At 41.8% G+C, this 12,431-nt stretch carries 11 protein-coding genes and 1 pseudogene; 3 read left to right on the top strand and 9 right to left on the bottom strand.

Going from position 1 to position 12,431, the window contains the following annotated elements; translation table 11 throughout:
- Positions 1-50 precede the first annotated feature (50 nt).
- The 4 genes from ACSBOP_RS05920 to ACSBOP_RS05905 form a co-directional block, all read right to left on the bottom strand.
- Positions 51-1,004, bottom strand: coding sequence for a cation diffusion facilitator family transporter (locus ACSBOP_RS05920; protein WP_442603513.1), 954 nt, complete (start codon positions 1,002-1,004; stop codon positions 51-53).
- Between the two features lie 135 nt (positions 1,005-1,139).
- Complete coding sequence (secF, locus tag ACSBOP_RS05915) at positions 1,140-2,087, bottom strand: protein translocase subunit SecF (protein WP_442603512.1); 948 nt, start codon at positions 2,085-2,087, stop codon at positions 1,140-1,142.
- Entirely contained in the window at positions 2,077-3,327 is a 1,251-nt protein-coding gene (gene secD / locus ACSBOP_RS05910; protein WP_442603511.1) for a protein translocase subunit SecD, read from the bottom strand. The genes secF and secD overlap by 11 nt, the downstream gene beginning before the upstream one ends.
- 135 nt (positions 3,328-3,462) lie before the next feature.
- A complete protein-coding gene (locus ACSBOP_RS05905; protein ID WP_442603510.1) occupies positions 3,463-3,735 on the bottom strand; it encodes a post-transcriptional regulator in 273 nt (90 codons plus the stop codon).
- A 172-nt stretch (positions 3,736-3,907) separates the two neighbouring features.
- Here ACSBOP_RS05905 and spoVB point away from each other — a divergent pair, with 172 nt between their 5' ends.
- On the top strand, positions 3,908-5,479 hold the full coding sequence (spoVB, locus tag ACSBOP_RS05900; protein WP_442603509.1) for a stage V sporulation protein B: 1,572 nt from the start codon (positions 3,908-3,910) through the stop codon (positions 5,477-5,479).
- Positions 5,480-5,497: 18 nt separating this feature from the next.
- Here spoVB and ACSBOP_RS05895 read toward each other — a convergent pair.
- A pseudogene (locus ACSBOP_RS05895) lies at positions 5,498-5,695 on the bottom strand (YetF domain-containing protein); the annotation flags it as partial.
- A gap of 506 nt (positions 5,696-6,201) precedes the next feature.
- Between ACSBOP_RS05895 and ACSBOP_RS05890 the strand changes: the two are divergent.
- Together ACSBOP_RS05890 and ACSBOP_RS05885 are read left to right on the top strand one after the other, a co-directional pair.
- On the top strand, positions 6,202-6,591 hold the full coding sequence (locus tag ACSBOP_RS05890; RefSeq protein ID WP_442603508.1) for a TIGR04086 family membrane protein: 390 nt from the start codon (positions 6,202-6,204) through the stop codon (positions 6,589-6,591).
- 97 nt (positions 6,592-6,688) lie between these two features.
- Positions 6,689-7,534, top strand: coding sequence for a phosphatase PAP2 family protein (locus ACSBOP_RS05885; protein WP_442603507.1), 846 nt, complete (start codon positions 6,689-6,691; stop codon positions 7,532-7,534).
- 206 nt (positions 7,535-7,740) lie between these two features.
- Here ACSBOP_RS05885 and yajC read toward each other — a convergent pair whose 3' ends face one another.
- Genes yajC through ACSBOP_RS05865 form a run of 4 tightly spaced genes read right to left on the bottom strand, consistent with a single transcriptional unit; the run spans position 7,741 to position 12,400 of the window.
- Positions 7,741-8,049 (bottom strand): preprotein translocase subunit YajC, encoded by a 309-nt coding sequence (yajC, locus tag ACSBOP_RS05880; protein ID WP_442603506.1) that lies wholly within the window; start codon positions 8,047-8,049, stop codon positions 7,741-7,743.
- A gap of 22 nt (positions 8,050-8,071) precedes the next feature.
- Positions 8,072-9,214 carry a tRNA guanosine(34) transglycosylase Tgt gene (gene tgt, locus ACSBOP_RS05875; protein WP_442603505.1) on the bottom strand — a complete coding sequence of 381 codons (1,143 nt, stop codon included), beginning with the start codon at positions 9,212-9,214 and terminating at the stop codon, positions 8,072-8,074.
- Positions 9,215-9,232: 18 nt separating this feature from the next.
- Positions 9,233-10,309, bottom strand: coding sequence for a tRNA preQ1(34) S-adenosylmethionine ribosyltransferase-isomerase QueA (queA, locus tag ACSBOP_RS05870; RefSeq protein WP_442603504.1), 1,077 nt, complete (start codon positions 10,307-10,309; stop codon positions 9,233-9,235).
- A gap of 6 nt (positions 10,310-10,315) precedes the next feature.
- Entirely contained in the window at positions 10,316-12,400 is a 2,085-nt protein-coding gene (locus ACSBOP_RS05865) for a SpoIID/LytB domain-containing protein (protein WP_442603503.1), read from the bottom strand.
- Positions 12,401-12,431 lie beyond the last annotated feature (31 nt).

Below are 12,431 nucleotides of genomic sequence, written 5' to 3'. Positions count from 1 at the left end.
TCCCCCTTGCCATCAAACACGAATAAGCGAAATTTGAATCATAACTTCCGTTAATGCAACAATGACGGGAAGTCGCTATGGTCCACATTCAGATTATTCTTGTAAGGATAACCCGGGTCATATGGAAATACATGGACATAAACATCGGAGATATGAATGAATCTTTTCATTAATTGCGTTTTAACTGTTTTGGCAATCTCTTGCCCCTCTTGAACGGTAATCCTAGGATTCACACTGATTTTGACATCTACAATTACATAGTGTCCATGTTCTCTTGCCCGTAACTCCTCGATTATAATAACACCCTTAACCCGTTGAACAGTTTGGATTAACTCTTGTGCATCTTCATGGTGAAGTGCACGGTCAAGTGTGTTATAAATCGCCTCCATCATTAAATCATAGCCCATTTTTAGAACAAAGAATGAAATGATAAGGCCTGCTAATGGGTCTAAATAGTTGAAAAAAGATAGTGACAATAATTGACCAAGATAAGCTCCGCCAACCCCAACTAAAGCGGCTAAAGAGCAATATAAGTCCGATCGGTGTGACCACATATGTGCTGAAAGAAACGGTGAATGTGTCTTTTTGCCTAAATGGAATTGATATCGGAACATCGCCTCTTTAACGATAATAGAAACAACGATCACAATTAGCGAATATCCATTGGGTTCAGCAATGCCGCCATGATAAATTGATTTAATTGCTGAGATGCCAATTTCCACGCCAACAATAAGCATGAGCAATGAAACAATAACCGAAGCAATATACTCGGCTCTCCCTCGTCCGTACGGATTGTTAGGCTGCGGCGCCATTTTTCCAGCGCGTTGACCAATCATTACAGCAAAAGATCCTGCGACCTGTGATGCAGAATGGATCGCATCCGCTAAAAGTGCCTTACTTCCAGAAAACCAGCCCACAAACCCCTTAGTCACGGCAAGAATAACATTTACTGCAATACCAGACCAAGCAGCAAATGCAGCTTTTCTCAAACGTTCTACAGTCATGTTGCCCTCCCCATGAAAATTATCCAGCGGAATACTCGCTTCTACTGACGAAAGGCCGCGTAAAGAAGCTCACGCGGCCGTCAATTTAGACTTGTATATCATCTTACGCAATGAACATGTCTTCCAGAACCATTACTATTCTTTTGCAAGAGTAGGTTTCCGCTTTGTACCAACTGTACCACGTTTAAACAAATACCATAGCGGACTTGCGATACAGATGGAGGAGTATGCACCCGAAATGAGACCGATTATTTTTGCTAATGCAAACAATTTAATGGACTCACTACCGAAAATGTACAAACATGATGCTGCAAAGAGTACTGTTAATACCGTGTTGATATTGCGAGCCATTGTCTGCCAAATCGAGTTGTTAATCATCAATGACAAGTCTTCAGCCGTTTTCAACTTCGTAAAACGTTGATTCTCACGAATACGATCGAAAATAACGATTTTATCATTAATCGAGTAACCGATAATGGTTAAGATCGCTGCAATAAATGGAATGTCTACTTTTAATTGGAAAATAGAGAATACACTCACTGTGATAAAAGCATCATGCAAAATCGCAATAATTGCAGCTACTGCAAATCTCCATTCAAATCGGATACTTACATATATACAGATCGCAATACTTGCAATCGCTACGGCATAAATCGCTTTAAGTCCGAGCTCTTGTGCAATATCAGGAGGCACGATGTTAACTTCCATGGATGCACCTTCGCCGAATGCCGCTTTCATCGCTGTATCAATTTTCTTCACAGATGGATCATCCAACACTTGTTCGAATCTAGCTGAAATCAAGTTATTGTTATCGCCACCGATGGTTAAGATCACTTCTTCAAAGCCAGCACCTTTCAATACCTCATGCACCTTCGCCTTCTCAACAGCTTGCGGCACATGAACATCAACAGAGGAACCTGCTTTAAAATCGACACCATAGTTTAATCCAAACACGAGCAGCATAATGAAGCCGAGTACTGTGATTGTAATGGATATTCCAAAAAATTTCTTGCGGTGTTTCATAAAATCAAAACGATTGCTATGCGATCCTGTATCTAAATGAAATCTGGACTTAGAGCTCACGGATGTCAGCCTCCTTTACACCAAATAAACCTGGCTTCTTCAGGACATTCCCGCGAACAAGCAAATGCATGAGGAATCTGGAAAGAAACACGTTCGTTAGAATGGAAATCACGATACTTAGCATACTCACAACAGCAAAGCCGCGTATCGCACCATTTCCAATAAAGTACAAGACAACACCTGAAATGATGTTCGTCACATTCGCATCCATAATTGTACGGAAAGAATGTTTGGAGCCTGCTTTAACCGAAGATGCCACACTTTTACCTGAACGAATTTCTTCTTTAATCCGTTCATACGTAATGATATTGGCGTCGACGGCCATCCCGATTCCGAGCACCAGCGCCGCAATCCCCGGTAGTGTTAGTGTAGCATGCATTAAGTCAAATACGAGAAGTAGTAACCACGTATATGTAATGAGCGTGAAAGCCGCTACAAGACCTGGAATACGGTAGTAAAGAACCATGAATAACAAAATCACAATAGATCCGATGATACCTGCTTTTGCTGTTTGTTCCAAAGACGCTTGTCCCAAAGTAGCACCAACGGACTGTACATATTTCTCCGTTAATTTAAGCGGTAACGCACCTAAGTTAATCGTATCTGCAAGTTTTTTCGCTTCATCATACGTGAATCTCCCTGAGATTGTTGCTACATCAGTATCCAATGTCTGGCTAACTTGTGGATCCGATAACATTTCTTCATCTAGGAAAATGCCAAGCGTATTCTTTCCTGCTGGGAGAGCAGAAATTTTAGCTGTGATGTCTCTGAACTTTTTTTGATCTTTCAGTTTAATCTCAACCAAAGGCTGATTCGTTCTGCCATCATAGCCAACTTTAGCACCACCTGGCACGAAGTCAGTTCCGATCAATTCTTTTGTTCCATCAGAACCTCTAAAGGAAAGCTCTTGAGGCTTCTTAATCATTTCACGAACTGCTGCTTCATCTTTTACACCAGCTAGACGAGCACGAATACGATCAGTACCTTCCGGACGAATTTCCGGTTCAGCGATCCCTTGTGAATCGACACGCTTTGTAATGTTGTTCGCTGTTTCATTCAGTGCGGATTGCGTTACTTTTCCGCCAGCTTCAAGTGGTTCCGCTACATACAGAATCTCGAAGCCGCCTTTTAAATCTAACCCCAAATTAATTTTACTGACCAAGCTCGGACTTGACCAAATAACGACGCCAAGTGTGATTACAACGGTCAGGATAAAAACGCTAATCCGTTTAAAATTCATGTGCCTGCTTGTCTCCCTTCCTAACTCAATATTCCTATTATACTCACGCTAGAAAAACGCGTCAATTTACAGCAATTTGCAACAAATTAGAAATCACTTTCCCATACACAACAAAAAAGCCCCTCCTCTGTCGAGTTAGGACCCTTTGTACATTTGCATGGTCAACCAATTCATAAATTGTGTCGGTTTTAATGAAAAAATATCATTCACCATTTGATGTAGATATGGAGTGCCACTTTTTCTGTATTTATCAGAAACACAGTCCCATACATCTTTGTCTGTCACGTTTTCATAGCCGATCATACGAATTTCTTCCGCCTTGCTCTTACACATGTCTTTGATCATTTCAGACAGTTCGGTTTCAGTAAGTTCATGCTCCTTCACGTCTTGTTGATCCTCCAGATTCATTACGTATCCTCCTCCATGTTGAGCGTAGGCAAAGCGACTCTGTAATCGCATCCATTCTACTAGATTACACCATTTCCCTTCTGATTCCAATGACTATCCAGAAAATGTTAGCATCAGCTTGGACATGACTCGCATATGGTGATTGTATACGGTCTAAAGGGGACGAGTTAGCGTGAGCAAGCAATCATTTATTAAAGGGACACTGATTTTGCTTGGAGCAGGCATCATCACCCGAATTCTTGGCTTTATTCCACGAATCGCATTACCCCGCGTCATTGGTGCCGAAGGGGTAGGCTTATACCAATTAGGATGGCCTTTTCTTGTCCTCATCCTTACACTCATATCCGGTGGAGTTCCGCTTGCCGTAGCAAAGCTAATTGCGCAGGCTGAAGCAGAAGGCAACGACAAGAGGGCGAGCGCCATTTTACGAATCTCATTAACTTTTTCCATTATCTTATCTGTCACCTTAACCTCATTAAGTTATGTCTTCGCTCCTTGGATCACAAAGCATCTTTTAACTGACCCCCGTGTTTTTTATACATTCATGTGCATGGGACCTGTTATTATTACAGCTTCCATCTCGGCAGTGTATCGTGGTTATTTTCAAGGTAAACATAACATGATTCCTACAGCGGTCTCTCAGATAGCGGAAACCTCGATTCGAATCGTCATGATCTTGTTATTTGCCTTCCTCATGCTGCCATATGGCATTCATTTAGCGGCTGCGGGCGCTATGGTAGGTGTCATGATCGGGGAAATCGGAGGAGTTGCCGTTCTATACTTTCATTATCGACATGGAATTAAAATAAAGAATCGCGCAGCAGCTGTTCTAGAACCCATTCCCGCACCGCCTATTGGCAGACTGGGAATTTTCAAACAAATTATTTCCATCTCAATTCCGGTTACTGGAAGCAAACTTGTTGGGGCATTCTCCTATTTAATCGAATCGATCCTCATCGCGAGGTGCTTAGCACTTGCCGGCATTGCAACTGCTCTTGCAACTGCACAGTATGGGGCTCTGCAAGGTATGGTCATTCCCATCCTACTCTTGCCAACCGCATTAACTTATTCACTTTCAACAGTTCTCATCCCATCATTATCTGAGGCGGCTGCTCATAAGGATGCTGCCCTCATCCACTCCCGTATGAATCATTCTTTACGGCTGGCACTTGTATCAGGAGCTCCTTTTGCCGTCATCATGTTCGTACTGGCTGGTCCACTTTGTCAGCTGATGTACAACAATGCAGAAATTGGAATCATGCTTAAAATGATGGCACCTGTCGCTCTCTTCATTTACCTGCAAGCTCCCTTACAAGCCGCTCTCCAAGTCCTTGATCGGCCCGGGACTGCACTCATTAATACACTTATCAGTGCAACGATCAAATTAACTCTTATTTACATCCTTGTCAAACAGCCGGAAATAGGCATTAAAGGCGCGATTATAGCTTTCAACGCCAATACTATTCTCGTCACTTTGCTTCATCTGTGGGCTGTGCAGCGTACATTACAATTTACGGTTAATGGTTATGATCTACTCAAAGTATGTATAGCAATGACTGTTACCGGTTTTGTATGTAACTTCGTGATGCAAGTTCATTGGACAAGTAGCGAAACCCTTCGTTTTCTTACTGCCTCAATGACTGCCTTTTTGACCTATCTGTTCATGATTATTGCACTCAAATTAATAAATCGAACAGATCTAACACGTATTTTGAAACTCGGGCGTAAAATAGTAAAAACCTAGCTGGTTACCCAGATAGGTTTATCTTCTCTTTTTATCCAAAAAATACATCCGACCGCGATGATCAAAGGAGCAGAAGAACACTTGTTTAAAACCTTGTGCGCCCATTTCTTGCAGCTGATTTTTTAGCCAAAACCGAGTTTGCCCTATTTTTTCCAAATTTTCATCTTGTACTTTCCCATCCAAGATAAGCGGTAATGGCAGCCCCTCATAACGAATCAACCCATTTGATAAAAGTTCACTCCTAGTGGCAGCTTGAGGAATTCCTTCTTTTGGTATATTTCGAACAGGCATCTTTACAGATAACATGAAGCGCACAACTGCCAATAACGCCAAAGGTAACAACACATCCATCACTTTACGATCAGTTTCCATAAAACCCATTACCGTAATTTGCGCAACCATCATCAAGATGACAAAATCAATGACTGACAGCTTGCCCACTTCTACCTTATAAATCGGGCGCACAATCAATATCACAACTAAACCAATTAGAACCAAACGCAGAATCAAGGTCAGCTCATTCAACCTTCTCAAGCCTCCCGCCTATTCATTTCTAACGATTTCAATCCTTAGTGTGACCTGCAATTTTATGAAAATACAATTCTAACTTGCTTAATTCTTGGCAATCCATCCAATCATTCCAGATAACTTGTACTATTTCTATCAGCTTGACCATACAATGTGATAAATCAATGTGAGTCAAAGAAGGGATGGACCAAACTATGAATCCAATCAATAAAGTAAGTCAGGCACGCGTGATGTCACCCATATTGTCCGGCCTCATTTATGCTTTTGTCATTATGTTCGCAGGCACGCTTTTCACATCTCTCATTCTTCTATTAACTTCTGCTAATGAATCCAACTTGCCAGCCTTTTCATATATTAATCATATTATTTCCTTACTTGTTGGTGGCTGGGTTGCAGGTAAAAAATCAGGCACTAAAGGTTGGTACTATGGGGGCATGCTCGGTTGCATTTATACACTTATCATTTTTATGATCGCATTTCTAAGTTTTGATGCGGGTTTGAACGGGCGTTCATTCCTATTATTATGCGTGTCTCTATTATCCGCGGGGATTGGCGGCATCTTTGGGGTAAATTCTAGAAAGTAAGCCAATTGTGAGCACCTCATAGTAAACAATTTATATGTATGCTATAATGACCTAGTTGTCTTCATAAATGCTCCAATTTTTAGGAGGAAATTACATCATGGGTCCATTTGAGTCAATGACACATGTGTCCGTATATACTACAATTTGTACAATCGTTCTTTTATTTATTGCAACAAGAAAAGATCCAATTCGGATTACGATTGCATTTATAACAAGTTTATTTCGTTCCCCAAAGTATTTATTACATTTTCTAGCACTTGTCTCGATTCTCTTAATAAATAAACTAGAGTTATGGATCGAGAAGTTTATCCATAATAAAACCGACTTTACTCTTATTTTTTATCAGATTGAAAAAGATTTTGTAGCCAACATTCAGCACTTTTTCTTAAATGATACGCTGACTTATGTCACAAGCTTTTTCTATGTCGTTATTTTCTCCACTTTAATGATAGTCTCCATTGCCTTGTATACTTGGGAGAAAAAATATCAATTATTTTATGCACTTTGTTATGCCATCATTATCAATTACGTTGTGGCAATGCCATTTTATTTATTTTTCCAAGTCAATGAAGTATGGTATTTAAATCCGAATGTCAATATGCTTATCTCGAATGTCTTCCCGACTTTTGAGCAATCGTATCGTGAGATGTCTGGACTGAATAACTGTTTCCCGAGTTTGCACACTTCGCTTTCTGTCACAATTGCGATTATTGCTGCAAGATCAGGTAATGTTTTCTGGAAATGGTTTAGTGCCATTACAGCTGTTATTATTATTTTCTCCATCTTCTATCTTGGTATTCATTGGTTCCTTGATATGGGAGCCGGTTTAATCCTTGGCATTACAGCAGCCAGATATGGATTGCAAATTGCTGAGGGTGCTCAGACTGCTCGGTTACCTTACCGTGTAAATACCCCTGTTCGACAGCGTGGATTGAGCGATTAACCACATTACTTTTCTTAATAACATCCACATCCTGCGCGTTTAAGTGCAGGGTGTTTTTATTATCTTGGACCTGAGGGCAGGTACAGATTCGCTGACTCGCTCAGGTTGGTTTTATTGATGTGGAATTAAAAAAAGAGCCGCCCATTGTCTAAATCGACATTTTGGGCAGCCCTTTATTTTATGACCCATCACACAAAAGGGATGGATTACGAAGCGCTTGCTTCAGAAGTTGAAACAACCGTGTTAATAGCAGAACGGTCAAACGTTAATTTTGTTGCATCGTTTACACGAAGAACAATCACATCGTCAGTGATTTCCATGATCGTACCATGCAAACCGCCGATTGTAACGATTTTATCACCTTTTTTCAAGTTGCCAAGCATCATGTTACGTGTTTTTGTACGTTTTTGCTGTGGACGAATAAGCAAGAAGTAGAACAACACGACCATCACGATTAATGGCAAAAAGGTTAACAAACTGGAACCTCCAACGGCATCAGCAGCTAAGAAACTCATCTTCAAAATTCCTCCCTAGTTCTTAAAATCCTCTATCATTGTCATAGAGTCCATACTTTGTGAAAAACCCATCTCGAAAATCCAAGAGGCGATCTTCCATAATAGCTTGTCTGACATCACGCATTAATTGGAGTAAGAAATGCAAATTGTGGTACGTTGTCAAACGAAGACCGAATGTTTCATCTGCTTTAATGAGATGACGAATATACGCACGACTATAATTCTGACACGTATAACACGAACATTCTGGATCAATCGGACCAAAATCCTCCGCAAACTTCGCATTGCGAATGACTAACCGTCCACTAGATGTCATTAACGTTCCGTTACGCGCAATCCGACTCGGAAGCACGCAATCGAACATATCGACACCGCGAATTGCACCTTCGATCAACGCGTCCGGTGACCCAACCCCCATTAAATAACGAGGCTTGTTTGTCGGAAGCAATGGAACTGTACATTCAAGCATCTCATACATCACAGGTTTAGGCTCGCCAACACTTAGTCCACCAATAGCATAACCCGGGAAATCCATGGAAGTCAAATGCTCCGCGCTCATTTTGCGCAAATCCTTGAACATTCCGCCTTGCACAATACCGAAAAGTGCTTGATCATGTGGTCTTGCATGGCTTTTCAAGCAGCGCTCTGCCCAACGGGTTGTGCGCTCAAGTGATTTGAGCACATAATTGTAATCTGCATCTGGCGGTGGACATTCGTCGAACGCCATCATGATATCCGAACCAAGGGCATTTTGAATTTCCATGGCTACTTCTGGGGAAAGGAATAACTTATCTCCATTTAAGTGAGAGCGGAAGTGTACGCCTTCTTCTGTAATTTTACGCATGTCGCTTAATGAGAAGACTTGAAACCCGCCGCTATCTGTTAGAATCGGACGATCCCAATTCATGAACTTGTGTAATCCACCTGCTTTTCTAACAATCTCATGACCAGGGCGAAGAAATAGATGATACGTGTTACTCAAAATAATTTGCGCATCCATCACTTTGAGTTCTTCCGGACTCATCGTCTTCACGGTTGCTTGCGTACCCACTGGCATAAATGCCGGAGTTTCAAACGTACCATGCGGTGTATGAACGAGACCTAGACGAGCGCCAGACTGTTTGCAAGTTTTAATATGTTCGTACGTTACTGCTGCCAACTTCATTCACATCCTAATCTATATTCAATAAATAAACATCGCGTCGCCAAAAGAAAAGAAGCGATAGCGTTCTTTAACTGCTTCTTCGTAGGCTCGTAAAATATTGTCACGTCCCGCCATTGCTGAGATTAACATTAACAATGTTGATTTTGGCAAATGGAAATTCGTAATTAATGCATCAACGACTTGGAACTGATAGCCTGGATAAATAAAAATATCCGTCCATCCTTGACAGCTTGTAATCGGTTGAAACTCAGAAGAACTTGATTGCTTAACTCCATCTGCTTGTTCTTGCTTCGCCGCGCTCACACGCGCTGCTGTTTCAAGTGTTCGAGAAGAGGTTGTACCCACTGCAATTACGCGACTGCCTCTTTTTTTCGTCTCATTGATTGCAGCAGCCGTTTCCTCTGGGACGTCGAAGTACTCTGCATGCATCGCATGATCTTCAATCCGATCGACAGAAACCGGCCGGAAAGTTCCAAGACCCACATGAAGTGTAATATAAGCAATTTGAATGCCTTTATCCTTAACAGCTTTCAAGAATTCATTCGTAAAATGAAGCCCTGCTGTCGGTGCAGCAGCAGATCCTTCGTGCTTGGCATAAACCGTCTGATAACGGTCCTTTTCATCCAAACGTTCTTTAATATAAGGCGGCAAAGGCATATGGCCAAGCTCATCTAAAATTTCATTAAAAATACCTTCATACTCAAATTTTAGGATGCGTGATCCCATCTCACCCGATTCTTCAACGATCGCACTCAGTTTTGAATCAAATACAAGCGTTGCACCACTTCGAATTCGTTTCCCTGGTTTAACAAGCGCTTCCCAGCGGTCCTCACCCAGTGATTTGAGCAGAAGCACTTCTACCTTAGCGCCAGTGTCCTTTTTGACGCCAAAAAGCCGGGCTGGAATGACCCGTGTATCGTTCATCACGAGTAAATCCCCGGCTTTCATATCATGGATAAGATCAGCAAAATGTTGGTGACGAATTTCGCCTGATTGCTTGTTCAATGTCATCAGACGGGAGCTAGTCCGATCCGCCAATGGCGTCTGCGCGATTAGCTCCTCAGGTAATATATAATCAAAAGCTTCAACATCCATGTGATTTCATCCTTTTGTTAGTGTTACTCCATTATAATATGCCTGAATGATTTGCAAATACGTAAAGCCTTGAAGGGCATAATTCTTAGCTCCATACTGGGACATTCCAATTCCATGTCCATATCCTTTCCCGATAATACGGAAATTAGGATCTGAAGTCAATGAATTACCCTTACCACTTGCTCCAAGCACAAAATACTGGGATTGCGAGATTTGCGTTCCTTGCGATTGATTTCCGGTCAAAGCATAGATAGGCTGTGAATTATCCCGATTGTTTACAGCCGAAGCGCCTTTTATAGTATAACGCCCGGTTTGTTCAATTTCAAACAATGTGCTTGGAAGAGAGCCTAGTGTCGTTCGAATTGCATCCGGATTTTTCACTTTGATCGGCTGACCATTCACAGAAACTTCTACAACTCGACCTGATGGACCCCGCTTCGTAATTTCAAATGAAGAGATACGCCCATTGACCGATACCCCATTTTTACCTAGTGTATTAGCAAGTGATGCTGCATCAAAGACCCTTTCCCACACATAAGGTGACGCAATCATTACTTCTTCTAAAACGACGACTTGATCACCAACATTTAGCTTCCCAATAATGGGTCCAAGTGATGCGAATGTCGTTGGTGCCATCCGAACATTCAAGTTCGGTTCTGTGACCCGGTAATATGAAAATCCAGCAACTGTCGAATTACCTGTTGCTTTCATATAATTTCCAAATACATAACCGGTCTTTCCATCATTCAATAGAACTCGATACCATTTTTCAGCAGTTGCCTCATCAGGCGAACTGACACTTTTTAAATAATCATATCCTTGGCCACCCCATGCCTCAGAAGGGTCTGCTGTTACGCCACCCGCACTTGCAGAGTAGAATGGAGCAACTAATTTTTGCTGTGCATCGATGATCACTTCGCCTTTGGTTGCATCCACAGCTTGATTGACGTTACTCGCTTCTCTGCTCATGCCGTAATAGGCTTGATCATAAGTATTGTCAACCACATGAGCGATATCATAGGCCAGACCATTCATTAATGCATAAGTGCGAGCAGATACAGCTTGCGCTTTCAATGCTTCAGTCGGGAAAGATCCCCCCATCTCAGCACCAACTACCGAGTATAGATACTGCTCAAAAGCTACTTCATTAATCACAGCGAGCCGATCTTTATACAAGCTAAGTTCAATATCACCACGGTATGTATTATCCGATTTCTCTTTCACACTTACACCAAGCTGTTTAGGATGAATAAGCAAATTCGTATTACCCGCCCCATAAAATACAAAATGAGGAGCTCCTGCATCTGTCTTACGGATGACATAAGGCTTTTTTAAATCAACAGCTTGCAGTGAGATTCCAGGTAATAGCTGCGCAGCAGATGCTTGAAAAGTCTGTAATGATGCTGCGTCCTGTTCATCACCAATCCAAACCATATATTGAGGGTTGCCTGAAGCGTCAGGTTGAACTACGATGTTGCCATAAATACCAGCTTGATTCACGACAGCCAGCATCTTTACTGCTTCACTTTCAGTACCCGCATTCCCAGCTTGTAAACGAGCGTTACCTATTACAACAGGTTTAAATGCACCTAGCAATGCACTCGTTGTGCCATTACGCAGTACGGAATCCCGTCCAGCAGCAGCTTGCTCTTGGGTTGAATAATAACCATACTCAGCGCGGTACATCAGCTTACCTTGCTTCGTGTATGTAATTAGATTCACTTTATCAGCACCCTTAGAAAGCTGGTCTGCAATTGTTTTGGCTGTACCTTGGTTATCCGTTTCTAGCAATAATACGCGGTAGCCATCAGCAGATGCACGAATAGATGAATCTGCTGAACTAAAGAGCGGCGTCGAACCATTTGGCGTGCGGACATTAAGGTCAAACCCCTTATCTGATTTCAATGTAACAACTGACGTATTGCTGCTTTTACTCGTATTCATAAACAATGCAACTCGTATTTGATCTAGCTTAGGTACAGCTGCAGCTGCATAAGTTGAGGTTGTTGCAATTGGCAATGTAGCGCCAAATAATAGAGCTCCTGCTATAACATATTTCCCCGTATGCATCCATAATTTGCTTAATTTCATCTTTAAGTTCATCCTCTCCCGCGGAATCTTT

It is taken from the genome of Paenibacillus sp. KN14-4R, assembly GCF_052180255.1.
Lineage (GTDB): Bacteria > Bacillota > Bacilli > Paenibacillales > NBRC-103111 > Paenibacillus_AM.
This window is presented reverse-complemented; position numbering and strand designations above follow the sequence as displayed.